The sequence below is a fragment of the Arthrobacter sp. B0316-1-20 genome, assembly GCF_059091865.1.
Window position 1 is genome coordinate 65,780 of record NZ_JBNHHC010000019.1, and the last position, 24,178, is coordinate 89,957.

The 24,178-nt window shown below is 66.0% G+C and carries 22 protein-coding genes; 15 read left to right on the top strand and 7 right to left on the bottom strand.

Annotated elements, in window-relative coordinates:
* The first annotated feature begins 82 nt into the window (after window positions 1-82).
* The 8 genes from AC5RW2_RS26245 to nrdR all read left to right on the top strand — a co-directional run bounded on the left by AC5RW2_RS26245 (window position 83) and on the right by nrdR (window position 9,049).
* Window positions 83-601 carry a cell division protein SepF gene (locus AC5RW2_RS26245; RefSeq protein ID WP_493950163.1) on the top strand — a complete coding sequence of 173 codons (519 nt, stop codon included), beginning with the start codon at window positions 83-85 and terminating at the stop codon, window positions 599-601.
* A gap of 69 nt (window positions 602-670) precedes the next feature.
* Window positions 671-958 carry a YggT family protein gene (locus AC5RW2_RS26250; protein ID WP_493950164.1) on the top strand — a complete coding sequence of 96 codons (288 nt, stop codon included), beginning with the start codon at window positions 671-673 and terminating at the stop codon, window positions 956-958.
* Between the two features lie 150 nt (window positions 959-1,108).
* Window positions 1,109-1,774: a DivIVA domain-containing protein gene (locus AC5RW2_RS26255; protein ID WP_493961795.1), complete on the top strand. Its 666-nt coding sequence runs from the start codon at window positions 1,109-1,111 to the stop codon at window positions 1,772-1,774.
* Window positions 1,775-1,900: 126 nt separating this feature from the next.
* Window positions 1,901-2,548, top strand: coding sequence for a signal peptidase II (gene lspA / locus AC5RW2_RS26260; RefSeq protein ID WP_493961796.1), 648 nt, complete (start codon window positions 1,901-1,903; stop codon window positions 2,546-2,548).
* Entirely contained in the window at window positions 2,541-3,476 is a 936-nt protein-coding gene (locus tag AC5RW2_RS26265; protein WP_493950167.1) for an RluA family pseudouridine synthase, read from the top strand. The genes lspA and AC5RW2_RS26265 overlap by 8 nt, the downstream gene beginning before the upstream one ends.
* A gap of 108 nt (window positions 3,477-3,584) precedes the next feature.
* Complete coding sequence (gene dnaE, locus AC5RW2_RS26270) at window positions 3,585-7,064, top strand: DNA polymerase III subunit alpha (protein ID WP_493950687.1); 3,480 nt, start codon at window positions 3,585-3,587, stop codon at window positions 7,062-7,064.
* Between the two features lie 34 nt (window positions 7,065-7,098).
* Window positions 7,099-8,448 carry a histidinol dehydrogenase gene (gene hisD / locus AC5RW2_RS26275; RefSeq protein ID WP_493961797.1) on the top strand — a complete coding sequence of 450 codons (1,350 nt, stop codon included), beginning with the start codon at window positions 7,099-7,101 and terminating at the stop codon, window positions 8,446-8,448.
* Between the two features lie 100 nt (window positions 8,449-8,548).
* Complete coding sequence (nrdR, locus tag AC5RW2_RS26280; protein ID WP_127514416.1) at window positions 8,549-9,049, top strand: transcriptional regulator NrdR; 501 nt, start codon at window positions 8,549-8,551, stop codon at window positions 9,047-9,049.
* Between the two features lie 63 nt (window positions 9,050-9,112).
* On the opposite strand, the gene ppgK is transcribed toward nrdR, so the two are convergent.
* Both ppgK and map read right to left on the bottom strand, forming a co-directional pair.
* Window positions 9,113-9,922 carry a polyphosphate--glucose phosphotransferase gene (gene ppgK / locus AC5RW2_RS26285; RefSeq protein WP_493961798.1) on the bottom strand — a complete coding sequence of 270 codons (810 nt, stop codon included), beginning with the start codon at window positions 9,920-9,922 and terminating at the stop codon, window positions 9,113-9,115.
* An 80-nt stretch (window positions 9,923-10,002) separates the two neighbouring features.
* Window positions 10,003-10,881: a type I methionyl aminopeptidase gene (map, locus tag AC5RW2_RS26290; protein WP_493950170.1), complete on the bottom strand. Its 879-nt coding sequence runs from the start codon at window positions 10,879-10,881 to the stop codon at window positions 10,003-10,005.
* 62 nt (window positions 10,882-10,943) lie between these two features.
* On the opposite strand from map, the gene AC5RW2_RS26295 reads away from it, so the two are divergent.
* On the top strand, window positions 10,944-11,138 hold the full coding sequence (locus AC5RW2_RS26295) for an SPOR domain-containing protein (RefSeq protein WP_493940343.1): 195 nt from the start codon (window positions 10,944-10,946) through the stop codon (window positions 11,136-11,138).
* Window positions 11,139-11,166: 28 nt separating this feature from the next.
* On the opposite strand, the gene panB is transcribed toward AC5RW2_RS26295, so the two are convergent.
* Window positions 11,167-12,039, bottom strand: a complete 873-nt coding sequence (panB, locus tag AC5RW2_RS26300; RefSeq protein WP_493961799.1) for a 3-methyl-2-oxobutanoate hydroxymethyltransferase — start codon at window positions 12,037-12,039, stop codon at window positions 11,167-11,169.
* 163 nt (window positions 12,040-12,202) lie between these two features.
* Between panB and AC5RW2_RS26305 the strand changes: the two genes are divergently transcribed.
* The 4 genes from AC5RW2_RS26305 to AC5RW2_RS26320 all read left to right on the top strand — a co-directional run bounded on the left by AC5RW2_RS26305 (window position 12,203) and on the right by AC5RW2_RS26320 (window position 17,392).
* Window positions 12,203-13,543 (top strand): glutamine synthetase family protein, encoded by a 1,341-nt coding sequence (locus AC5RW2_RS26305; RefSeq protein ID WP_493961800.1) that lies wholly within the window; start codon window positions 12,203-12,205, stop codon window positions 13,541-13,543.
* A 10-nt stretch (window positions 13,544-13,553) separates the two neighbouring features.
* The gene (locus tag AC5RW2_RS26310) at window positions 13,554-16,571 is read left to right on the top strand and encodes a bifunctional [glutamine synthetase] adenylyltransferase/[glutamine synthetase]-adenylyl-L-tyrosine phosphorylase (RefSeq protein ID WP_493961801.1); all 3,018 of its coding nucleotides are present in this window, start codon (window positions 13,554-13,556) and stop codon (window positions 16,569-16,571) included.
* A gap of 147 nt (window positions 16,572-16,718) precedes the next feature.
* Window positions 16,719-17,045 (top strand): cupin domain-containing protein, encoded by a 327-nt coding sequence (locus AC5RW2_RS26315; protein WP_493950174.1) that lies wholly within the window; start codon window positions 16,719-16,721, stop codon window positions 17,043-17,045.
* 206 nt (window positions 17,046-17,251) lie between these two features.
* Window positions 17,252-17,392 carry a hypothetical protein gene (locus tag AC5RW2_RS26320; RefSeq protein WP_494074736.1) on the top strand — a complete coding sequence of 47 codons (141 nt, stop codon included), beginning with the start codon at window positions 17,252-17,254 and terminating at the stop codon, window positions 17,390-17,392.
* Between the two features lie 118 nt (window positions 17,393-17,510).
* Here AC5RW2_RS26320 and glnA read toward each other — a convergent pair whose 3' ends face one another.
* Window positions 17,511-18,935, bottom strand: coding sequence for a type I glutamate--ammonia ligase (gene glnA / locus AC5RW2_RS26325; RefSeq protein WP_493961803.1), 1,425 nt, complete (start codon window positions 18,933-18,935; stop codon window positions 17,511-17,513).
* A 235-nt stretch (window positions 18,936-19,170) separates the two neighbouring features.
* On the opposite strand from glnA, the gene AC5RW2_RS26330 reads away from it, so the two are divergent.
* Complete coding sequence (locus tag AC5RW2_RS26330) at window positions 19,171-19,608, top strand: RDD family protein (RefSeq protein WP_493961804.1); 438 nt, start codon at window positions 19,171-19,173, stop codon at window positions 19,606-19,608.
* Window positions 19,609-19,698: 90 nt separating this feature from the next.
* Here AC5RW2_RS26330 and AC5RW2_RS26335 read toward each other — a convergent pair whose 3' ends face one another.
* The 3 genes from AC5RW2_RS26335 to lipB form a co-directional block, all read right to left on the bottom strand.
* Window positions 19,699-20,454 carry a DUF4191 domain-containing protein gene (locus AC5RW2_RS26335; RefSeq protein ID WP_493950178.1) on the bottom strand — a complete coding sequence of 252 codons (756 nt, stop codon included), beginning with the start codon at window positions 20,452-20,454 and terminating at the stop codon, window positions 19,699-19,701.
* A 104-nt stretch (window positions 20,455-20,558) separates the two neighbouring features.
* Window positions 20,559-21,563, bottom strand: coding sequence for a lipoyl synthase (gene lipA, locus AC5RW2_RS26340; RefSeq protein WP_493950179.1), 1,005 nt, complete (start codon window positions 21,561-21,563; stop codon window positions 20,559-20,561).
* Window positions 21,560-22,276, bottom strand: a complete 717-nt coding sequence (lipB, locus tag AC5RW2_RS26345; protein ID WP_493961805.1) for a lipoyl(octanoyl) transferase LipB — start codon at window positions 22,274-22,276, stop codon at window positions 21,560-21,562. The genes lipA and lipB overlap by 4 nt, the downstream gene beginning before the upstream one ends.
* Before the next feature lie 101 nt (window positions 22,277-22,377).
* Between lipB and AC5RW2_RS26350 the strand changes: the two genes are divergently transcribed.
* Entirely contained in the window at window positions 22,378-24,174 is a 1,797-nt protein-coding gene (locus AC5RW2_RS26350; protein WP_493961806.1) for a serine/threonine-protein kinase, read from the top strand.
* Window positions 24,175-24,178: the final 4 nt, after the last annotated feature.

Sequence of the window (24,178 nt, forward strand, 5' to 3'; positions counted from 1 at the left end):
TGCCGGAACCCGTGTCCGTGAACCTTCATGACCGGGGCCGCGCAAGGCAGACAGCAGCGCTGAAGACAGGATGGGAGCTACCATGGCAGGCACACTGCGCAAGACAATGATTTATCTTGGGCTCGCCGATGGTGACGAGCACTACGAACCCGAGCAGCCGGACACGGCCGCGCGAGATGAGGAGCAGCCCGTGGACCAGCCCCGACAGGAGCGCCGCGCGGAGCCTGCAGCGGCACCGGTGAAGCCGGTTGCCGAGGAATACCGGGCCCCGGTGACACCGATCAAGCGCGCTCCGTCCGCCCGCGAGGATGCCACCGTGCTGCATCAGATCACCACCGTGCACCCGCGCTCCTACAACGACGCCAAGGTTATTGGCGAGAGCTTCCGGGACGGAATCCCGGTGATCATGAACGTGACGGACATGGGCGAAGCAGAAGCCAAGCGCCTGGTTGATTTCTCGGCCGGCCTGGTTTTCGGTCTGCACGGTAGCATTGAGCGGGTAACCAATAAGGTTTTCCTGCTCTCGCCGTCAAGTGTGGAAGTGTTGGGTGAGGACCGAAAGTCCAGCGACCAGCAGGCCAGTTTCTTCAACCAGAGCTAGCCAGCCGCACTTCCCGCACGGCGTGCCGCCCGTCAATATCCTTCTAGCGCTAGGAATCGTGGAACCGGCGTGTCCATCATTTTCGTCCTGCTGTACCTGATCTTGATGTTGTTCCAGCTGACCTTGATCGTGCGCATCGTTTTTGAAGTCGTGCAATCCTTCGCCCGCCGCTGGAGGCCGCGCGGCATCGCGCTGGTCTCGGCTTCCGTTATCTACACCGTGACCGACCCGCCGCTGAAGGGCCTCCGCAGGCTCATTCCGCCGCTGCGGATCGGCGGATTCGCGCTCGATCTTGCCTTCCTGGTGCTGTTCCTCGTCGTAACCATCGCCATGGCGGTTGTGGCGGGTCTGGCCTGACCGAGGGCGCGTTAGTGTTCGTCTCCGAAACGATATATTCTGATTCAGATATAGCTGGCGGATGTCCGTTGCACGGGGATATTCGCTACCGTTGTTATGAATCCAGCACGTGGCATTCATGACCCACACGAACCAGTATGAGGTGACCAGATGGCTTTGACGCCAGAAGACGTTGTCAACAAGCGGTTCCAGCCGACTAAGTTCCGCGAAGGCTATGACCAGGATGAGGTTGACGACTTTCTCGATGAGATCGTCGTTGAACTGCGCCGGCTGAACCAGGAGAACGACGAACTTCGCAAGAAGCTGGCTGAAGCCACGTCGGGCCAGGCTCCGGAGGCCTCCGTGCCGGCTCCGGTCTCGGCCGCCCCGAAGACCGAACAGGTCCGCGAACAGGTCAAGGAAGAACCGAAGGTCGAGCCCAAGGCGAAGGAAGAGCCGAAGCCGGCTCCGGTCGCCGCCGCAACTCCCGCGACCGACCGCTCCGCTACCGCCGAGTCGGCGGCCGGCGTGCTGGCAATGGCCCAGAAGCTCCACGACGAGTACGTCACCGCCGGCGTGGAGCAGCGGGACAAGATCATTGCCGAGGCACAGTTGGAAGCCAGCAGCCTGGTCAACGACGCCGAGGAAAAGAGCCGCAAGACGCTGGGCAACCTGGAGCAGCAGAAGGCCGTGCTGGAGCGCAAGCTGGAGCAGCTGCGTGGTTTCGAGCGCGACTACCGTGCCCGTTTGAAGGCCTACATCGAAGGCCAGCTTCGCGATCTGGAAGCCCGTGGTTCCTTCGCTGCTCCCGAGGTCAAGGACAGCGCCGACGCGTAAGCGCGGAAGGTAACTGACGGCCCTGTTCCACAGGGACCCCATGGCCGGCGCCGGGATCATCCTGCCGCCGGCCATTGCCTTTGCACACCGCATCGGTGCCCGGACGGCACTGAAGACAAGAGAGACATGTCAGAAACTCCACCGGCAGCTGATCGATCCAACGAAGGGGCGGCCGCGGCCGGACAAGGCAAGGGCAGAGCCCGTTTCATCCTGCTGCTGGCCGGTTGCGCGGCCTTCGCCTATGCCTTTGACCAATTGACCAAGTGGTGGGTCGTGTCCACCATGACAGAGGGGCAGATCACTCCGGTGCTGCCGCCGCTGCTGCACTGGCATTTCATTCGCAACTCGGGCGCGGCGTTCTCCATCGGCCAGGACCACACCTGGGTGTTCACCCTGGTGATGTCGGCCGTTTCGATCGCGATCCTGGTTTACGCCCGCAAGGTCCGCTCCCTGTGGTGGTCCGTGGCACTCGGCTTCCTGCTGGGTGGCGCGCTGGGCAACCTGACCGACCGGCTGTTCCGCGAACCCGCTTTTGGCCTCGGCCACGTAGTGGATTTCATCGCCTTCCCGAACTTCGCGATCTTCAACATCGCCGACTCCGCCGTCGTCGGGGCGGTCATCCTGTGGTGTGTGCTGACTTTCATGGGAATTGGCATGGACGGCACCCGGCAGACCGCCAAAACCGGGGACCGCACGGCCACCCCGGACGGCACATCCAACGGGGACGGCAAGCCGCTCGACGGGGGCAAACCAGCAGGGGAGAGCGGTGACTGACGACGTCAGGGTCGTCGAGCTGGACAGCGGGACGGCCGGTGAACGGGCAGACACGGTGGTCGCCTCGCTGCTGGGCGTGTCCCGCACGGCCGCCGCGGCATTGTTCGGCGACAAGTGCGTGGAACTGGATGGCCGTGCCATAGCCAAATCGGCGAAGCTCCCGGGCCAGGGGAGCCTGCGCATCGTCGTACCGGAGCAGCGGGATCCGCTCGCCATCGTGGTGGAAGAGGTTGAGGAGTTGAAAATACTCGGAGACGAGGACGATTTCGTCGTCATCGACAAACCGGTGGGAGTGGCAGCGCATCCGTCGCCGGGGTGGGTGGGCCCCACCGTGGTCGGTGCGCTGGCTGCCCGCGGCTACCGGATTTCGACATCGGGTGCCGCCGAGCGTGCCGGGATCGTCCACCGCCTGGACGTGGGAACATCCGGCGTGATGGTGGTGGCCAAGACCGAACACGGTTACACCTTGCTGAAGCGTGCGTTCAAGGACCGCACGGTGGACAAGGTCTATCACGCACTCGTGCAGGGGCTGCCGGACCCGCTGGAAGGAACGATCGATGCGCCGATCGGCCGGCACCCCGGCTTCGACTGGCGGTTCGCCGTCGTCGAGGACGGACGCCATTCGCTGACCCACTATGAGGTCATCGAGGCCTTCGGCAAGGCTTCCTTGGTCGAGGTGCATCTGGAGACCGGCCGGACCCACCAGATCCGCGTTCACTTCTCGGCGCTCCGGCATCCCTGCGCCGGCGACCTGACCTACGGTGCCGATCCGAAGCTTGCCGCAGCGCTGGGCCTGACCCGGCAGTGGCTGCATGCCAAAAAGCTTGGCTTCCATCACCCCGGCACCGGGGAGTGGGTTGAATACGAAAGCGAGTACCCGCAGGACTTGGCTTACGCGCTGCAGGCACTCGCCGAACACCGCGTGTAGCCCGGACTGGCTGGCTCCGACACCTAGAATGAAACCGTGGCAGCAGTGACTTCTTCCAAGACCGGCAACGATTCCTTCGTCCATCTCCACAACCACACCGAGTACTCGATGCTCGACGGTGCCGCGCGGCTGACCGACTTGTTCAGCCACACCGAGGAACTGGGCATGAACGCGGTGGCGACGACGGACCACGGGTTCGTCTTCGGTGCCTTCGATTTCTGGAACAAGGCCCGCAACGCCGGGGTCAAACCCATCGTCGGCGTCGAAGCGTACCTGACTCCGGGCACCGCCCGGGCGGACAAGACGCGCGTGCGCTGGGGCGACGGCGGACGCAACGACGTCTCCGGCGCCGGCGCCTACACCCACATGACCATGTGGGCCGAGACCACCGAAGGCATGCACAACCTGTTCCGCGCCTCGTCGCTGGCCTCGCTGGAAGGCTATCTGTACAAGCCGCGGATGGACCGGGACCTGCTGCAGACCTATGGCAAGGGCCTGATCGCCACCACCGGCTGTCCGTCCGGTGAAGTCCAGACCAAGCTCCGGCTGGGCCTGTACAACGAGGCGAAGCAGGCTGCCTCCGATTTCCGGGACATCTTCGGCAAGGAAAACTTTTTCTGCGAACTGATGGACCACGGCCTGGACATCGAGCGCAACGTGCAGGCCGATCTGCGCAAACTGGCGCGCGAACTCGGGCTCCCGTTCGTGGCTACAAACGACCTCCACTACACACACGCCGAGGATGCCAAGTCGCATGCGGCGCTGCTGTGCGTGCAGTCCGGTTCGTCGCTGGCCGACCCGAAGCGCTTCAAGTTCGATGCGGACGAGTTCTACCTGAAATCCCCGGCGGAGATGCGGGCCATTTTCCGCGATGTGCCCGAAGCGTGCGACAACACCCTGCTGATCGCCGAGCGGTGCAACGTGGAGTTCAATACCAAGGCCTCCTACATGCCGGTGTTCCCGGTGCCGGAGGGGGAGAACGAGGAATCCTGGTTCGTCAAGGAAGTCGAGAAGGGCCTGCATTACCGGTTCCCGGCGGGCATTCCCGATGACGTGCGCAAGCAGGCCGAATACGAGATCGGCATCATCCTCCAAATGGGCTTCCCGGGCTATTTCCTGGTGGTGGCCGACTTCATCAACTGGTCCAAGGACAACGGCATCCGGGTGGGCCCGGGCCGCGGCTCCGGTGCCGGCTCGATGGTGGCCTACGCGATGCGGATCACTGACTTGAACCCGCTCAAGCACGGACTGATCTTCGAGCGCTTCCTGAACCCGGACCGTGTTTCGATGCCTGACTTCGACGTGGATTTCGATGACCGGCGCCGCCCCGAGGTGATCAAGTACGTCACCGAGAAGTACGGCGACGACCGCGTGGCCATGATCGTCACCTACGGCACCATCAAGGCCAAGCAGGCGTTGAAGGACTCGTCCCGCGTGATGGGCTATCCGTTCTCCACCGGCGAGCGGCTGACCAAGGCCATGCCGCCGGACGTCATGGGCAAGGGCCTGACGCTGAAGGAAGTGCACGATCCCAGCGCCAAGCGCTACGGCGAGGCCGAGGAGATGCGCGAACTGCTCAAGTCCGATCCGGATTCCGCCAAGGTCTTCGAAACCGCGCTGGGCCTGGAAGGGCTGAAGCGCCAGTGGGGTGTGCACGCAGCCGGCGTCATCATGTCCTCGGATCCGCTGATCGACATCATCCCGATCATGCGCCGCGAGCAGGACGGCCAGGTCATTACGCAGTTCGACTACCCCACCTGTGAAGGCCTCGGCCTGATCAAGATGGACTTCCTCGGTCTGCGCAACCTGACGATCATCACGGACGCCATCGAGAACATCAAGATGAACCAGGACATCGACCTGGATCTTGAATCGCTGGACCTTGACGACCGCGGGTCCTACGAACTGCTCGCCCGCGGCGACACCCTGGGCGTCTTCCAGCTCGACGGCGGCCCGATGCGGTCGCTGCTGAAGATGATGCGGCCGGACAACTTCGAAGACATCTCCGCGGTCATCGCCCTGTACCGGCCGGGCCCGATGGGCGCCAACTCGCACACCAACTACGCGCTGCGCAAGACCGGGCTCCAGGAGATCACCCCGATCCACCCGGAGCTGGAAGAACCGCTGCGGGACATTCTGGACACCACCTACGGCCTGATCGTGTACCAGGAGCAGGTGATGGCGATCGCCCAGAAGGTGGCCGGCTTCTCGCTGGGCCAGGCGGACATTCTGCGCCGCGCGATGGGCAAGAAAAAGAAGTCCGAGCTGGACAAGCAGTATGCGGGCTTCCACCAGGGCATGGTGGACCGCGGCTACTCCGAGGCAGCCATCAAGGCGCTGTGGGACATCCTGCTGCCGTTCTCCGACTACGCGTTCAACAAGGCGCACTCGGCCGCCTACGGCCTGGTCTCCTACTGGACGGCCTATCTGAAGGCGCACTACCCGGCCGAATACATGGCCGCGCTGCTCACCTCAGTCGGCGACGACAAGGACAAACTGGCGCTGTACCTGAACGAATGCCGCCACATGGGCATCACGGTGCTGCCGCCGGATGTGAACGAATCGGCGCTGAACTTCACCCCCGTGGGCAAGGACATCCGCTTCGGCATGGGCGCCATCCGCAACGTCGGCGCCAACGTGGTGCACGCCATGGTGGCCGCCCGCGACGAGAAGGGCAACTTCGCCAGCTTCAGCGATTTCCTGCAGAAGGTTCCGGCCGTGGTCTGCAACAAGCGCACCATTGAGTCGCTGATCAAGGCCGGGGCGTTTGACTCGCTGGGCCATCCGCGCCGCGCGCTGGCAATGATCCACGAAGAAGCGGTGGACTCGGTCATCGTGCTCAAGCGCAACGAGGCCGCCAACCAGTTCGATCTCTTCAGCGCGTTCGACGATGGCGGTGAAACCGCCGGGGGACTCGCGGTCGATGTGCCGGACCTGCCCGAGTGGGACAAGAAAGACAAGCTCGCGTTCGAACGCGACATGCTGGGCCTGTACGTTTCCGACCACCCGCTGCAGGGACTGGACGGGATCCTGAGCCAGCACGCGGACATGTCCATCACCTCGCTGATCGGCGAGGACGGCCCGCCGGACGGACAGATCATCACGATTGCTGGCATGATCACCTCGCTGCAGCGCCGGATCGCCAAGAACAGCGGCAACGCCTATGCCCGGGCCGAAGTCGAGGACCTCGGCGGCTCGATGGAGGTCATGTTCTTCGGCCAGGCCTATGCGCCGATCGCGACCGTGCTCGCGGAAGACCTGATTGTGGTGGTGCGGGGCCGGCTGCAGCGCCGCGACGACGGGGCAGTCACCCTGAATGCGCAGGAACTGACCGTGCCCGACCTCAGCGACGGGCACTCCGGCCCGGTGGTGATTTCGATGGCCAGCTTCAAGGCGACCGAGTCGGTAGTCACCGCGCTGGGGGACGTGCTGCGCACCCATCCCGGCACTACCGAGGTGCAGGTGCGGCTGAACAGTTCCCGCAAGGTCGAGGTGATGAAGCTGGGGGTGGACCTGCGGGTCAATCCGAACCCCTCGCTGTTTGGCGACCTCAAGGTGCTGCTGGGGCCGGCCTGCCTCGACGCCTGACCACGCGGCGGCGAGCGGTCAGTAGAATGGGTGGGTGACTTCCGCAGCCTCCGCCCAGCCCTTTACCGATTTCCGCACGCTGGACCTGCGCGGCCGCAGCCTCGGCACCGCCGAGCTGAAAGCCGCCATGCCACGTGCGGAAACCACGTTCGACGCCGCCACCGGTGCCGTCGAGGAGATCATCGGCAAGGTGCGCGCGGACGGTTTCGCAGCCCTGGCCGACCTCGCTCGCAGGTTCGACGGCGTGGAGCAGCTGCATCCCCGGGTGCCGGCGGCGGCACTGGACGAGGCCTTGGACCAGCTGGACCCGCAGGTCCGTGCCGCCCTGGAGGAGGCCATCGAGCGTGCGCGGCGGTTCGCCGCGGCGCAGAAGCCGGGGGACACCGACGTCGACATCAGCGACGGGGCAGTGGTGACGCATAAGTGGATCCCGGTGAACCGGGTGGGACTGTACGTCCCCGGCGGACTGGCCGTGTACCCGTCGTCCGTGGTCATGAACGTGGTACCGGCACAGGCAGCGGGCGTGGCATCCATCGCGCTGGCCTCGCCCCCGCAAAAAGACTTCGGCTCGCTCCCGCACCCCACGATCCTGGCTGCCGCCAAACTGCTGGGCATCGAAGAGGTCTACGCCATCGGCGGCGCGCAGGCGGTTGCAGCGTTCGCCTACGGTGTGCCCGCCAACGAACACGGCGCGGCCCTGGAACCCGTGGACGTGGTCACCGGACCCGGCAACGTCTTCGTAGCCACGGCCAAGCGGCTGGTCAAGAGTGTGGTGGGCATCGACGCGGAAGCGGGCACCACCGAGATAGCCATCCTGGCCGACGAAACCGCCAATCCAGCCTTCGTGGCCGCCGACCTGATCAGCCAGGCCGAGCACGATCCGCATGCCGCCTCCGTCCTGGTCACCGCGTCGGAGGAACTGGCGCAGGCGGTGCGCGGGGAACTCGGCGTACAGATTGCCAGGACCAAGCACTCCGAGCGGGTGCGCCAGGCGCTGTCCGGACCGCAGTCGGGCACCATCCTGGTGGATGGGCTGGAACAGGGCATCGCCGTGTGCGACGCCTACGCTGCCGAGCACCTGGAGATCCAGACCGCCGACGCCGCCGCGGTGGCCGGCCGGATCCGCAACGCCGGCGCGATCTTCGTGGGTGACTACAGCCCGGTGAGCCTGGGCGACTACTGCGCCGGCTCCAACCATGTGCTGCCCACCAGCGGCACCGCCACCTTCGCCAGCGGCCTCAACGTGACCACCTTCCTGCGAGCGGTCCAGGTGATCAACTACGGCAGCGAAGCGCTGCGGGAAGTCAGCGGACACATCGGCGCACTCTCCCGCGCCGAGGACCTTCCGGCGCATGGCGATGCCGTGGCCATCCGGTTCAACTGAGCACCCCCAACCCCAACATGTAGTAATCACAGTCTTGTAATTCACCTAGATATAGTTCTAGGATGAATTAGTCGGTGTTCCCCCTTGGAAGGAGTGTTGCGTGTATTGTCCGTTCTGCCGCAACTCCGATTCCCGGGTCGTGGACAGCCGGCTCACCGACGACGGCTCGGCGATCCGCCGGCGCCGGCAGTGTCCGGCCTGCGGGCGCCGCTTCACCACGGTGGAGACCACCAGCCTCAGCGTGATCAAGCGCTCGGGCGTCAGCGAGCCGTTCAGCCGCACCAAAGTAGTCAACGGCGTGCGCAAGGCCTGCCAGGGCCGGCCGGTGACGGAAGACGACCTGGCCATGCTGGCGCAGGAAGTTGAAGAATCGGTCCGTGCCAGCGGCGCCGCGGAAATCGACGCCCACGAGGTGGGGCTGGCCATCCTTGGCCCGCTCAAGAAGCTGGACCTGATCGCGTTCCTGCGGTTCGCCAGCGTCTACCAGGGCTACGAGTCGCTGGAGGATTTCGAATCCGCCATCGACCAGTTGCGCCGCGATGCGCAGAAAAACGGCCAGCAGGGGCCGGAAGGCCGGCAACGGCCGTTGACGGCGCAATAGCGCACTCAGACTCCGGTGGCGGCTGCGGAGGGGAAGCCGGGGCCGCCACCGGCACCAACTGTTTTACTTGGCGAATCCGAAGTGGATGGCCGACTGCAGCGCTGCGCCGACGATGCCGGCGTTGTTGCGCAGCTGGGCCGGGATGATCGGCGTGGCCAGCTGAAGCAGGGGCAGGAAGTCCTCGCTGCGTTTGGAAATACCGCCGCCAATGATGAACAGCTCCGGCGAGAACAAGAACTCCACGTGCGAAAAGTATCGCTGCAGGCGCTGCGCATACGCCTCCCAGCCCAGACCGTCGCGTTCGCGGGCCGCAGCGGAGGCCTTCGTCTCGGCGTCGTGTCCGTCCAGCTCCAGGTGCCCCAATTCAGCGTTGGGCACCAACGTGCCGTTGAAGATGAAGGCCGACCCGATGCCGGTGCCCAAGGTGATGACCAGTAGGGTCCCCTTCACACCGGACCCGGCACCAAAATGGGCCTCCGCCACCCCTGCCGCATCGGCATCGTTGATGACCTGGACCGGACGGGACATTTTGTCGGTGAGCAGCGAGTCGACATCGGTGCCGATCCAGCTGGCATCGACGTTGGCCGCGGACCGGGCCACGCCGTGGCGGATGATGGCCGGGAACGTGACGCCCACCGGGCGGTCCGGTGCCGGGCCCTCCGGGCGGGCGGAGAGTTCGCTGACGATGCGCGCAACGACGTCGGCCACGGCCTCCGGAGTGGATGGACGGGGAGTGTCGTAACGGATGCGTTCGCCGACCAGGTTCCCCTTTTTGAGGTCGACGATGCCGCCCTTGATACCGGTTCCGCCGATATCAATCCCGATTGCCGAGCGTGATGCCCGTTTGGCTGCCTTGCCGTCCTGGGTCGCCATGCCACCTCCGTATGCGCGTGTCTCCGGCATGCGGCGCCGGACTATCGGTAGCCTACCCGTTGCGGCCGGACGCTGTCGGATTAAGGCAGGGTGAGGATCTCCGCACCGGATTCGGTGACCACCAGGGTGTGCTCGAACTGCGCGGTCCGTTTGCGGTCCTTGGTGACCACCGTCCAGTTGTCGTCCCACATCTCCCAGTCGATGGTGCCCAACGTCAGCATCGGCTCGATGGTGAAGACCATGCCCGGCTCGATCACCCGGCTATAGGCGGGGGCGGCGTCATAGTGCGGGATGATCAGCCCGGTGTGGAACGCTTCGCCGACACCATGGCCGGTGAAATCGCGGACCACGCCGTAGCCGAAACGCTTGGCGAAGGATTCGATGGTCCGGCCGATCACGTTGATTTCACGGCCCGGGGCAACTGCCTTGATGCCGCGGCGCAGTGATTCCTGCGTGCGCTCCACCAGCAGGCGCGACTCCTCATCGACGTCGCCCACCAGGAAGGTGTAGTTGGTATCCCCGTGGACGCCGTCCAGGTAAGCGGTGATGTCAATGTTGATGATGTCGCCATCCTGCAGCACGGTGGTATCCGGAATTCCGTGACAGATCACTTCATTGATCGAGGAGCAGATCGATTTCGGGAAACCGCGGTAGCCCAGGCAGGACGGATACGCGCGGTGGTCCAGCAGGAATTCATGTCCGATCCGGTCCAATTGGTCGGTGCTGACGCCCGGTTCGATGTGCTTGCCGACCTCCACAATGGCCTGTGCAGCGATCCGTCCAGCGGTGCGGATTTTCTCGATGGTCTCCGGCGTCTTGACCTCGGAACCGGTGAATTTGGCCGGCGCCGGTTTCCACGCGTACTCGGGCCGTTCGATCGAAGCGGGGACCGGCAAAGTGGGGCTGACGCTGCCCTGAACGAGGGTTCCGACGGGTGCTGTTGCTGCATTGTGGGGCATAGTATCGATCATATAGGTGCTGCAGCGGTGCCCGGGCGTGCAGACGCCGGCGGGCAACAACGCTGCAGCGGCGCCGTCAACTTAAGGAGGCCGGCATGGCGGATTTTTGGTACAACGTCGTCACCCACCAGGTGGAAGTGGGCGCGCAGTCCGACTGGACCCAGCTGATCGGCCCCTACGCGACCCGCGAAGAAGCCGAGCACGCGTTGGAAAAGGTGCAGCAGCGCAATAAGGAGTGGGACGCGGAGGAGGACTGATCCAGCCGGCCGACGTTCCCGCCCCGGGCTAGAAGGAGTGCTCCGGGCCGGGGAACGCGCCGTCCTGGACGTCGGAGCGGAAGGCGGCAGCGGCGTCGGAAATAATGCTCCGCACGTCCGCATACTGCTTGACGAATTTGGCCATCTTGCCGCCGCGCAGACCCACCATGTCCTGCCAGACAAGAACCTGGCCGGTGGTTGACGGACCGGCGCCGATCCCGATCGTGGGAACATGCAGGGCCTGGTCCACCTTGGCGGCCGCCTCGGCCGGGACCATCTCCATCAGCACCGCAAAAGCCCCGGCGGCTTCCAGCGCCAGCGCATCCTCAACCAGCCGCCCGGCGTCGTCGCCGCGGCCCTGGACCCGGTAGCCACCGAGCGCGTGCTCGCTCTGCGGAGTGAAGCCGATGTGTGCCATCACCGGAACACCGGCCTGCACCAAGGCCCGCACGGTGTCCGCGTAGTAGGCGCCGCCTTCCATCTTCACCGCGTGCACGCCCGTTTCCTTCAGGAAGCGCACGCCGGTTTCGACCGCCTGCGCCGGCGAGACCTCATAGCTGCCGAAGGGCAGGTCGGCAACGACGAAAGCACTGCGGGCGGAACGGGCGACAGCCCGGCAGAGCGGCAGCATTTCGTCCACCGTGATCGGCAGCGACGTCTCATTGCCCAGCACGTTGTTGGACGCCGAGTCGCCGATCAACAGCACCTCGATCCCGGCCGCATCGAAAATCTCCGCGGTGTACTGGTCGTAGGCCGTCAGCATCGCGAAGCGGCGGCCCTCGTCCTTGGCCTGCTGCAGGTGGTGGAGGCGGGTGCGGCGGGACGGGCGCGACGCCGAAGACGCCGCGGGCGTGCCGTAAGGAGCCGGCTGCTCTGCGCCGGAAGGCTGTGAAGTGGGCATGTGGTAGAGCCTAATCCTCGGACCTCTGCTTGCTCCACTTGTGTGCGGATGCGTTACCTGGGCGGAAACTTCGGCGGTGCTGCCAGTAGGCTAAGGGAAAGTACAAGGCAGGCTCTGGCAAGCGGCTTCACATGCCGGGCGCGGATACAGTGAAAGGCAGCCCATGGACCGTCAGCAGGAATTCGTCCTCCGTACCATCGAAGAGCGCGACGTGCGGTTTGTCCGGCTCTGGTTCACGGACATCGTCGGGTCGCTGAAGTCCGTAGCGCTGGCTCCTGCTGAAGTGGAAGGTGCGTTCGAAGAAGGGCTCGGCTTCGATGGTTCATCGATCGAGGGTTTGGCCCGGGTCTTCGAGTCGGACATGCTGGTCCAGCCGGATCCCACCACGTTCCAGATCCTGCCCTGGCGGGGTGAAGCGGAGCAGACCTCGCGGATGTTCTGCGATGTGCTCACGCCCGACGGCGAGCCCTCCAGCGCCGATCCGCGCAACGTGCTGAAGCGGACGCTGAGCAAGGCGGCGGAGATGGGCTTCACCTGCTATACCCATCCGGAAATCGAGTTCTATCTGCTCAAGTCCGATGAACTGGGTCCGGACGGGATCCCGGTGCCCGTGGACCGGGCCGGCTATTTTGACCATGTGCCCGGCGGCGTCGCACAGGACTTCCGCCGCACCGCCGTGACCATGCTGGAAAACGTGGGCATCTCGGTGGAGTTCAGCCATCACGAGGACGGTCCCGGCCAGAACGAAATCGACCTCCGCTACGCCGATGCCCTGCAGACCGCGGACAACATCATGACCTTCCGCACGGTGGTCAAGGAAGTGGCGTTGATGGAGGGGATCTATGCCACCTTCATGCCGAAGCCTTTCTCCGACCATCCGGGCTCCGGCATGCACACCCACTTTTCACTGTTCGAGGGCGACTCGAACGCGTTCTTCGAACCCGGCGCCGAATTCCAGCTGTCCAAGACGGCCCGCCAGTTCATGGCCGGGATCCTGCACCACGCTCCGGAGTTCACCGCCGTCACCAACCAGTTCGTCAACTCGTACAAACGGCTGTGGGGCGGGGGAGAGGCACCCAGCTACATCTCCTGGGGCCACAACAACCGTTCCGCCCTGCTGCGGGTGCCGCTGTACAAGCCGAACAAGGGCCAGTCCGCCCGCGTCGAATACCGCGGCATTGATTCGGCGGCCAACCCGTACTTGTCCTACGCGGTGCTGCTCGGGGCCGGCCTGAAGGGGATCGAGGAAGGCTACGAGCTGCCGCCGGCGGCGGAGGACGACGTTTGGAGCCTGAGCACTGCCGAGCGGCGCGCCATGGGGCTGGACCCGCTGCCCTCCAGCCTGCACGACGCCATCCGGGCGATGGAAGAGTCGGAGCTGGTGGCCGGCATCCTGGGCGAGCAGGTCTACGAAATCTTCCTGCGGAACAAGCGGGCCGAATGGCACGACTACCGGCTGCAGGTCACCCCGCACGAGCTGAAGCGCAACATCGGAATCCTCTAGGACCCCGCCAGTGCTCACCAACCGGCGCTTGATCGCCCGCGGGTTCCACGATCTGGAGCGCAGTACCCGTTTCCTGCAGGCCTCGGAACTGTCCGGCGTCAGCCAGGAACGGTTGGACGCGGGGTTCGCAGTCAGCGCCGACCCGGACCAGGCGCTGGTCTCCCTGGTCCGGCTGCTGGAGAAGAACCCGTCCCTCGTTGACGTCATCAACACCGGTGGGGACGGCAGCGAAGCCCTGTTCCGGCTGCTCGGGGCGTCGGAAGCACTGGGTGAATTCCTGCTCCGCCGGCCGGAGCACTTGGACGTCCTGGACACGCATATCGGCCCGGAACCCGGGAATGTGCCGGCGTCCCGGCTGCGCAGTGCGATGCTGCAGGCTGTTGGGGCAGATCCGCTGTCCGAACAACCGGTCGCTTCCTTGTCCGGCAAGGACGCCTACATGGGGCTGCGGAGCACGTACCGCCGGCACTTGGCAGAACTCGCCATCCGCGACCTCTGCGCAGCCTCGCCGGTCGACTTCATGCCGGCGGTCGGCCGGGAACTGGCCGACCTGGCCTCGGCAGCGCTGGAAGCCGGGTTAGCGGTGGCCCGGGCCGAAGCGGCGGAACGCTTTGGTGCCGATGACGTTGCGGCGGTGAAGCTGGCCATCATCGGCATGGGCAAGTGCGGCGCCGGCGAGCTGAATTACATATCCGACGTCGATGTTGTCTACGTGGTCGAGGGCGAAGGGCTCGACGACGGCGTTGTCGCTGCCATTGGCGCGGCGCTGGCCACCGGAACGGCCCGCGCCATTTCGTCACCCGGGCCGGAGCCCGGTCTCTGGGAAGTCGACGCGAATCTGCGGCCGGAGGGCAAAGACGGGCCGCTGGTGCGGACCTTGGACTCGCATCTGACGTACTACCGGCGGTGGGCCCAGAGCTGGGAGTTCCAGGCGTTGCTGAAGGCCCGGGCGGTGGCGGGAGATGCCGAGCTGGGCCGCCGGTATGAGGAAGCGATCTCACCGCTGGTCTGGTCCTCGTCGGAGCGCGAAGGCTTTGTGGAATCGGTGCAATCCATGCGCCGCCGGGTCACGGAGAACATCCCGGCCCACGAGCGCGGCCGGCAGATCAAGCTGGGGCGCGGCGGGCTCCGCGACGTCGAGTTCACGGTCCAACTGCTCCAGCTGGTTCATGCCCGGGTTGACGAATCCATCCGCCAGCGCGACACCACCTCGGCCATCGAAGCGTTGAGCGTGGCCGGCTACATTTCCCGGACGGACGCCCGCGAGTTCGACGAGGCGTACCGGTTCCTGCGGGTCCTGGAACACCGCGTCCAACTGGTGCATTTGCGCCGGACCCACCTGATGCCCGACGCCGAACAAGCCCAGCGGGTGCTGGCCAAGGCCGCGCAGGGTGCGCTGCTGGAACGGCGCCCGGCACCGGCAGAGCTGATGGAGAAGTGGCAGCAGACCAAGCGCCGGGTGCGGGCGCTGCATGAGCAAATCTTCTACCGGCCGCTGCTGGCCGCCGCATCCAACCTGAGCCTGGACGAGGTCCGGCTCAGCCCGGAGGCCGCCCAGGGACGGCTGGCCGCCCTGGGCTACCAGGATCCCCGCGGCGCCATGCGCCACATCGAGGCGCTGACCGGCGGAGTCAGCCGGAAGGCATCGCTGCAGCGCCAGCTGCTGCCGGTGCTGCTGGAATGGATTGCGTCCGGGGTTGACCCCGACGCCGGGCTGCTGGGCTTCCGGCGGTTGAGCGAACGGCTGGGCGACTCGCACTGGTACCTGGGCATGCTGCGCGACTCCAGCTCCGCCGCCGAACGGTTGTGCCACGTCCTCTCCAGCAGCCGCTTCATCACCGACTTGCTGGAGGTTTCGCCGGAATCGACGGCGTGGCTGGGCACCGACAAGGATCTGGTGCCGCTGGCTTTCGACGCGCAGTGGCAGGAGATCCAGTCCAAAATGTCCCGCCATCCGGTGCCGGAAGAGGCTATCCGGCTGATCCGGCTGATCCGCCGCCGGGAAACGCTGCGCATCGCGCTCGCCGACTCCTCCGGGCTGCTGGAGCAGAGTCGCGTGGGCGCGGCCCTGGCCGACGCCGACCGGGCTGCGGTGCTTGGCGGACTGCATGTGGCGGAAACCTCCGTGCTGGAGACCGAGGAACGGCTGACCGCACTGCTGGTGGTGGCCATGGGCCGCCAGGGCGGGCGCGAAATCAGCTACGGCTCCGATGCGGACGTGATGTACGTGCACCGGCCCCTGCCGGGCGCGGATCCCGCCCAGGCCCAGCAGCAGGCGGAGCGCATCGTGGCCCGGATTTCTTCGCTGCTGAAGCAGCCTTGTACTCCGCCGGTGCTTGCCGAACGGGTGCTGGAGGTGGATGCGGCCCTGCGCCCGGAAGGAAAGAACGGCCCGTTGGTGCGGTCGCTGGACTCGTACCGCGAGTATTACCAGCGCTGGTCGCTGGTCTGGGAGGCACAGGCCTTGCTGCGCGCCCGCCCCATGGCCGGAGACGACGCCCTCGGCGAGGACTTCACCGCGCTGGTCGATCCGATCCGCTACCCGGCGGACCTCAGCAGCGATCAGGTCCGCGAGATCCGCCGGATCAAGGCGCGGGTGGAATCCGAGCGGCTGCCGCGCGGCGCCGATCCGGCCCGGCATCTGAAGCTGGGCCGCGGGGGCCTCAGCGACGTGGAATGGCTGGTCCAACTGCTGCAACTGCAGCACGCGCACGAGCGTCCGGAGCTGCGCACCACCAACACCTTGGAGGCACTGGCCGCCATCGCCGCCGCCGGGCTGCTCCCCGAAGACGACGCCGCCACGCTCGGCCGCAGCTGGAGCCTGGCTACCCGGATCCGTTCGGCCAATGTCATCTGGGCCGGCAAGAATTCCGACCTGCTGCCCGCTTCGCGGCGGGACCTGGAAGCCGTGGCGCGCTGGTGCGGGTACGAGCCGGGGAACGCGGCGGCCATCGAGGAAGACTATCTGCGCCTGACCCGCCGTGCCCGGGCCATCTTCGAGCGCTACTTCTACGGTTACGGCACCTGATCCGCCGGGCCAACGCGCTCTGAACGGCCGACGGCGGCGCCAGCCGACCATAGGAGGCACCGCCGTCGGGCCCTCCCATGCTTGATGGCTGCCGGCAGGGGACCGGGTTAGGCTGATGCCGGAACCCGAGCGAAGGAGACCCCCAAGATGACCGACATCGATGTGGTTGGACGCGAACACCTGGCGGTGGCGGTCGGATCGCCGCACGGACGCAGCGCCGCCTTGGTGGCGCAGGACGGTCCGCTGCGCCAAACCGTGCTGGCGCTGAAAGCCGGCGCCGAACTGGGGGAGCATAATGCTCCTCTAGCCGGCACGTTGCTGGTCCTGGAAGGGTCGGTGACCGTGGTCTCCGCGTCCGGACGCGTGGCGGTCAACCAGAACCAACTGGCCGTGATCCCGCAGGAGCGTCACTCCGTGCAAGCATCCGAGGACTCGGTGTTCCTGCTGACGGCCGTCACCGAAACGCGCCTCTAGGCCCCTCGAACGCCTGGGCCGCACGGCGCCGGATGGCCCTATCCCGGCGGCATGACGGGCGCGGGCGGCCGGCCGGTCAAAACATGACGGATGCGGTAGAGCCGGCCAGGGACAGGACGTGGTGCTGCGGGGCGTGGCAAAATGTGGCTATGGGTGGAAACGGAGGATCCACACCCAGCGGCCACACACCGCGACCGGTGCGGAGCATGCTCATCGTAGCGCTGGTCTCGTTTCTGGTGCTCCTGGTGATACTCCGGATCGGCGTCGCCTATTCGATCGTGCTGACTGTCACCGCGCTGTTGTTCGTTGGTGCTGTGGCAATCATCCGCAGGGCGTTAAGCCGCTAGCGGGTACATGTTGACGCACGAAAGCGGCCCACCAACTGCCTGAGGGCAGTAGCGGGCCGCTTCGGGTAGTTCAGGATGGGTGCGGCCGCCGGAGCAGCAGGCCTACCGCGGGCTGGAACTAGCAGCCGTAGTAGAGCTCGAACTCGTAGGGGTTCGGGCGGGCGGCCAGCGGCAGGATTTCCTCTTCGCGCTTGTAGGCAATCCAGGTGTCGATCAGGTCCTGGGTGAAGACACCGCCGGCCTGCAGGAACTCGTTGTCCGCCTCCAGTGCTTCGAGCGCTTCCTCCAGTGAGCCCGGAGCCTTCTGGATGTCCTTGGCTTCTTCGGCGGGCAGCTCGTACAGGTCCTTATCGATCGGGTCTGCCGGCTCAATGCGGTTCTTAATCCCGTCCAGGCCAGCCATCAGCTGGGCTGCGAAGGCCAGGTACGGGTTCGAGCTGGGGTCCGGAGCACGGAACTCGATGCGTTTGGCCTTGGGGTTGGAACCGGTGATCGGGATGCGGATGCCGGCTGAGCGGTTGCCCTGCGAGTAGACCATGTTCACCGGGGCCTCGAAGCCCTTGACCAGCCGGCGGTAGGAGTTCACGGTCGGGTTGGTGAACGCGAGCACTGCGGAAGCGTGCTTGAGCAGGCCGCCGATGTACCAGCGGGCGGTGTCCGACAGGCCGGCGTAACCCTTCTCGTCGTAGAACAGCGGCTGTCCGCCGGTCCACAGCGACTGGTGGCAGTGCATGCCCGAGCCGTTGTCGCCGAAGACGGGCTTGGGCATGAAGGTGGCGGACTTGCCCCAGGCATCGGCCACGTTCTTGACGATGTACTTGAACTTCAGCAGGTCGTCGGCGGCGTGCGTCATGGTGCTGAACTTGTAGTTGATCTCCGCCTGGCCGGGCGCGCCGACTTCGTGGTGGGAGCGTTCGACCTCGAGGCCGACGGCGTCCAGCTCCACGCAGATCGCGTCGCGCAGGTCGGCCTGCTTGTCCGTGGGCGCAACCGGGAAGTAGCCGCCCTTGACCGGGGTCTTGTAGCCCTGGTTGCCGCCTTCTTCCCTCTTGCCGGAGTTCCAGTGCGCCTCGACCGAGTCCACCCTGTAGAAGGAGTGCTCCGGGCTGGACTGGTACCGGACGTCGTCGAAAATGAAGAATTCGGCTTCCGGGGCGAAGAACGCGGTGTCGGCGATGCCGGTGGAAGCAAGGTACGCCTCGGCCCGCTCGGACACGCCGCGGGGGTCGCGGTGGTACGGATCACCGGTACGCGGGTTCACGATGGAGAAGTTCAGCGCAAGCGTCTTCTCCACCCGGAACGGATCGATGAATGCGGTGGTGACATCCGGGATCAGCTGCATGTCGGATTCGGCGATGCCCTGGAAACCGCGGATCGAGGAGCCGTCGAAGAGCTGCCCGTTCACGAAGAAGTCGGCGTCGACGGTTTTCGCCGGCACATTGAAGTGCTGCTGGACGCCGGGCAGGTCGGTGAAACGGATATCGACGAACTTGACGTCTTCGTCGGCGATGTATTTGAGGACCTCGTCCGCATTCTTGAACATCGGGTCATGCTCCTTACGCATTCTGGGGGAACCTGCCTCCGCAGCACGGGGCCGGCAACAGTTACAACAGTAGAAGCAGGGAATTTCCCGTCGGTGTCGCAATTGTTTCGGGCAGGTTACTTAAATCGATGTGCACGGCAAGTTTACCGGCAGCTGTCTTGCCGCTGGGCCAGCAGGCGCCGCAGGCCCGAAATTCCGGGGGAAACGGCGTCATGGATGCCGGTAAACTTGAGGGGTGGTAAGTAGACGCGATCTTGGTTCCTGGCTTCAAGGCCCTCCGCAATCCAACATGCAGCAGTGGCCCGGCCAGCGGCTGGGGCTACCCCAATCCGGCAGCGGCTCGATAGCCCGCCCGGGCCGCCGGATCGTGGCGCTGCTGATTGACTGGCTGCTCTGTTACGCGATCGCCAACGCGTTCCTGGGCGGCGGCCAGTTGGCCATCCTGGGCGTGTTCGCCGTCGAGCAGTTGCTGCTGGTCGGCACCCTGGGTTACAGCATCGGCCACCGGCTGCTCGGCATCCAGGTGTGCAAACTCGACGGTTCCGCTCCCGGTTTGCTGGCCGCTGTAGTCCGCACCGTGCTCTTGTGCCTGGTGATTCCGGCGGCAATTTTCGACGCCGACCAGCGCGGCCTCCACGACCGCGCCATGGGCACCATCCTGATCCGCCGCTGAGGCGGCCGGCAACGCGCACAACTTACAGACTCCAGACATACGTGAGGGGCTGCCGGTTCGCTACCGGCAGCCCCTCACACGTATCCAGGATCAGCGTCCGCGCATCGCCTTGCGGTCCGGGCGGGCCTTGAACGGGTCCACACCCTTCGGGATCGGCAGCTTGCTGCTGCCCAAGGCCTGCAGCCGTTTGTCCACGGCGCTGACTTCCTGCTTGGTCAGTTCCTTCTTGAGCTTCTGCACGGTCTTGGCCACCTTGCTCAGCTCCACCTGGCCCTCGCCGCGGCCGGTCTCGATCACGTGGATCTTGACGTTGGGCAGGATCCGGCGCAGCCGGCGCCGCTCCGATTCGACCAACTGGCGCACGCGGTGCGAGGGGCCCTCGGTGACCAGCACAATGCCGGGCCGGCCCACGGCGCGGAACACCGCGTCCTGGGTCCGTGGATTCACGGCCACCGGCTGGTCCTGCAGGATCCAGCCGCGGCGCAGTACGCTCAGCGCCGCCCCTGAGGCACCGGGCTGGCCCTCAATCTGCGAGAACGCCGCCCGTTCGGCGCGGCGCGAGAGGATGAAGGTGGCAGCCAGCAGGCCCAGCGGGATGGAGATGATCAGCAGCGTGACCCAGTTGTTGATCAGCAGGCCGACGGCCAGGCCCACGGCGACGATGCCGAGGAAGGCCAGCAGCATGAACCAGACCACGTTAGGGTCATTGCGCCGGGTCATCTGGAAGACCTGGCCGATCTGCTTCAGCCGGCCGGGCTGCTTGTTGGCTTTGGACGGCTTCTCAGCCTTGGGCTTGCGTGAGAAGAGACCCCGTTTCGGGGCGTCGGAATCGGTGCGGTTGGCCATAATGTCCAATTCTATCGTGACGGACGGGTCGCTCGCGCCCGACCTCCGGACACGGCGACGGTCCGGCAGCCTGACGGCTCCGGACCGTCGTACGGCCGGTTCAGTTAACGGGAGGCGATCAGCGTGGCAGCTTCCTGGCGGGTGCTGCCGGATTCGCCGATATGGGCCAGCTCGGGCGGAAGTTCCAGGCCTTTCTTGCGCATGGCGGTGGCCCAGAGGCGGCTGGCCCGGTAGGACGAGCGCACTAAAGGTCCACTCATCACACCCAGGAAACCGATCTCCTCGGCCTCCTGGCTCAACTCGACGAATTCCTCGGGCTTGACCCAGCGCTCCACCGGGTGGTGCCGTTCGGTCGGGCGCAGGTACTGGGTGATGGTGACCAGGTCGCAGCCGGCGGCGTGCAGGTCGCGCAGCGCCTCGGAGATCTCTTCGCGGGTTTCGCCCATGCCCAGGATCAGGTTGGACTTGGTCACCATGCCGTGGTCGCGGCCCTGGGAGATGACGTCCAGCGAACGCTCGTAGCGGAAGGCCGGCCGTATGCGTTTAAAGATGCGCGGCACGGTTTCCACGTTGTGCGCGAATACCTCCGGCTTGGCTTCGCAGATCGCGGTGATGTGCTCCGGCTTGCCGGAGAAGTCCGGAATCAGGATTTCGACGCCGGTGCCCGGGTTGAGCTCGTGGATCTTCCGGATGGTCTCGGCATAGAGCCACACGCCCTCGTCGGCCAGGTCGTCGCGGGCCACGCCGGTGACGGTGGCATAGCGCAGGTTCATCTGCTGGACCGACTGGGCCACCTTGGTGGGCTCCAGGATGTCGACCGGAGACGGCTTGCCGGTGTGGATCTGGCAGAAGTCGCAGCGCCGGGTGCACTCCGATCCGCCGATCAAAAAGGTCGCTTCGCGGTCTTCCCAGCACTCAAAGATGTTGGGGCAGCCCGCCTCTTCGCAGACCGTGTGCAGCCCTTCCTTTTTGACCAGGTTCTTCATGGCCACATACTCGGGTCCCATGTTGACCTTGGCTTTGATCCAGTCCGGCTTGCGCTCCACGGGGGTCGCGGCATTGCGGGCCTCGACGCGCAGCAAACGGCGTCCTTCGGGGGCGAGGGTCACAGCAGGGCTCCTTCGGTCTGGCGGTGGCCAGGGTCGGTGTCGGTGGCAGCGGGTCCGGTGGTGCCGGCCTTGACCAAGGAAGTTTCATACGAGCGGAGTTCTGTCTCCACCCGGTCGGCGATGTCGGCCGGAGCAACGTCCAGCCCGGTTTCGGTCTGGATGGTGGTGGTGCCGGCATCGGTGATCCCGCAGGCAATGATTTGGCTGTAAGGGGCCAGATCGTTCCGGCAATTGAGTGCGAAGCCGTGCATGGTCACCCGGTGGTTGACCCGGATGCCGATGGCAGCGATCTTGCGGGCAGGGCCGCGTTCGTCGGCGTCGATCCACACACCGGACCGGCCTTCGATCCGGGTGCCGGCCAGACCATAATCGGCGAGCACATTGATCAGGACCTGCTCCAGGATATTGACGTAGTCGGCCACCTTGGTGGGATCGGGCAGGGCCACGATCGGATAGCCCACCAGCTGGCCGGGGCCGTGCCAGGTCAGCTTGCCGCCGCGGTCCACGCTGACCACCGGGGTGCCGTCCAGCGGCCGTTCGTGTTCTTCGGTCCGTTTTCCGGCCGTGTAGACCGGGCTGTGTTCAAGCAACAGCACCGTGCTGGGAGCGGAGCCCGCCACCACTTCGGCGTGCAGCCGGCGTTGCAGCGCCCAGCCTGCTTCATAATCGACGTAGTCAGGGGCGAATCCTACCCGCGAAAACTCAAGAGCCATTCCGCAAGCCTACGCTTCGGCGCCCGGCACTTCTATTTGTGTAACGGAGCTGATTGTGGATAACTCCTGCGCGCTGTGGCCAAACCGAGTAGAAGTAATGGATGGGAGACGACGAGCGGACAGATGGCGCGACCCCCGCCGGGCAGGAACCGCCGCGTCCGGTGGCACCGGGTTTCATCGTGCAGCGGTGGCTCGGCAGCGGCGCATCGGCCTCGGTGTGGCTGGTCCGGGAAGCGGCCACGGGTACCGAGTATGCCCTGAAAGTGTTGTCTGACCCGCCTTCCACTGCCAACCGCGACGACGCCGGTGCAGCGCCTTTGACGCGTCGGGCGGCACGGCAGGGGACGGGTGCCGAGGTCGGCAAACCGGCGCCTTGGGCCGTGGTGAGCAGGCAGCAGGGGGAGGCAGCGGTCGCGGCGGCGGACCGCGAAGCGGCCTTGTTGGCGGGCGGGCATCATGAGCATCTGCTGCAAACGCATGGTCAGCTGGCGACGGATCGGGGTCCGGGGCTGCTGCTGGAATTTGCTGCCGGCGGTTCGCTGGCAGCACTCGTCGCTGCCCGTGGCCCCCTGGCGGTGGGCGAAGCGGTCACCATACTGACTCCGGTGGCCAATGCTCTCGACTACCTGCACGGCATCGGCGTGGTCCACGGCGACGTGTCGCCCGGCAACGTGCTGTTCACGGCAGTCGGTAAACCCATGCTGGCCGATCTGGGGGTAGCGCGTGCGCTGGGCAGCATACGCCCGCGTGCGGCAGGCACGCCCGGGTTCAGGGCACCGGCCAGAGAGACGGCCGAGGGCGCGCTGGACCCGGAAGCGGACGTTTATGCACTGGCAGCCATCGGTTGGTTCGCGCTCACCGGCCGGGTGCCTGGAGCCACTGCGCACCGCCCGCCGATGGGCGTGTTGGTTCCTGACGTGCCGAACGACCTGGTCGCCCTCCTGGAGGAAGGACTGGCGGAGCGCGCGGCCGAGCGCCCGTCGGCGGCAGAGTTCGCCCGGCGGGTGATCAGGACCGCACGCCCCGAGGCGCTGGACCTGACGGCGTCGGCACATCCTTCGGTGGCCAGCCAACTGCTGACCCGGCGCGAGACAGCGGCAAGGCGGACAGGCCGCCTGGCGGGAACGCTGCCGGCACCGTTGGCAGGGGTCCGTCCCCGGACCAAGGACGGCGCACGGTCCGGGATGCAACGGTGGCCGCGGGACAGCGGCAGGGGCAGCCGGCGACAGCGGGCGCCCGCCGGAACCGTTGTTGCCCCTCAACGCGCCCGGTGGGGCAAGGCAGCAGTCGCGCTGGCGGCCGTGGCCGCGGCGGTGGGCCTGACCGTCGCAGCCGGGCACTCCTTCACCGCCGCTCCGCAGCGTGCCTATCAGGCGCTCCAGGTAACCGGCCGCGGGCAGTCCGCGCAACAGGCTGCCGCGGCGCAGCGTGACGGGCGGCCTGCGGCACCGCCGGAAGCACGGACCATGCCAACAGGCCTTGAACAAGCGCTGCAGGGCGAGGACGCAGCGGCCGCAGTACCAGCCCTGGCTTGGTTGCGTACCGAAGCCTTGCGAACCAGGGATGCCGCGCTGCTCAACCGGGTCAATGTTCCCGGAACCGCAGTAATGGAAACCGACCAGGACATCATCGCGGCGCTGACCGACTCCGGCGACTGGCTGGCGGATTTTGAAACCAGGGTGGAGGACCTAGACCCGGCGGCGGAAGTCGTGGGGGAACCGGAAGCGGCCACGGTGGCTGCGACGGTCATCACCCCGCCGTTCCGCCAATTAGCGGCCGACGGCAGCGTGGTGGAGGAGCATTCCACACCGAGCGCGCAGCGGATCCAGCTGGAACTGGTGCGGCAGGGCACGGGGTGGCTGATCCGGGCGGTCTATGAAACGCCGCCGCTCCGATGACCGA

Coding starts and splice junctions, on each gene's coding strand:
- AC5RW2_RS26245 (WP_493950163.1), top strand. CDS start 83: ATGGCAGGCACACTGCGCAAGACAATGATTTATCTTGGGCTCGCCGAT.
- AC5RW2_RS26255 (WP_493961795.1), top strand. CDS start 1,109: ATGGCTTTGACGCCAGAAGACGTTGTCAACAAGCGGTTCCAGCCGACT.
- lspA (WP_493961796.1), top strand. CDS start 1,901: ATGTCAGAAACTCCACCGGCAGCTGATCGATCCAACGAAGGGGCGGCC.
- dnaE (WP_493950687.1), top strand. CDS start 3,585: ATGCTCGACGGTGCCGCGCGGCTGACCGACTTGTTCAGCCACACCGAG.
- ppgK (WP_493961798.1), bottom strand. CDS start 9,922: ATGGCGACCCAGGACGGCAAGGCAGCCAAACGGGCATCACGCTCGGCA.
- map (WP_493950170.1), bottom strand. CDS start 10,881: ATGCCCCACAATGCAGCAACAGCACCCGTCGGAACCCTCGTTCAGGGC.
- panB (WP_493961799.1), bottom strand. CDS start 12,039: ATGCCCACTTCACAGCCTTCCGGCGCAGAGCAGCCGGCTCCTTACGGC.
- AC5RW2_RS26305 (WP_493961800.1), top strand. CDS start 12,203: ATGGACCGTCAGCAGGAATTCGTCCTCCGTACCATCGAAGAGCGCGAC.
- AC5RW2_RS26315 (WP_493950174.1), top strand. CDS start 16,719: ATGACCGACATCGATGTGGTTGGACGCGAACACCTGGCGGTGGCGGTC.
- AC5RW2_RS26320 (WP_494074736.1), top strand. CDS start 17,252: ATGCTCATCGTAGCGCTGGTCTCGTTTCTGGTGCTCCTGGTGATACTC.
- glnA (WP_493961803.1), bottom strand. CDS start 18,935: ATGTTCAAGAATGCGGACGAGGTCCTCAAATACATCGCCGACGAAGAC.
- AC5RW2_RS26335 (WP_493950178.1), bottom strand. CDS start 20,454: ATGGCCAACCGCACCGATTCCGACGCCCCGAAACGGGGTCTCTTCTCA.
- lipB (WP_493961805.1), bottom strand. CDS start 22,276: ATGGCTCTTGAGTTTTCGCGGGTAGGATTCGCCCCTGACTACGTCGAT.
- AC5RW2_RS26350 (WP_493961806.1), top strand. CDS start 22,378: ATGGGAGACGACGAGCGGACAGATGGCGCGACCCCCGCCGGGCAGGAA.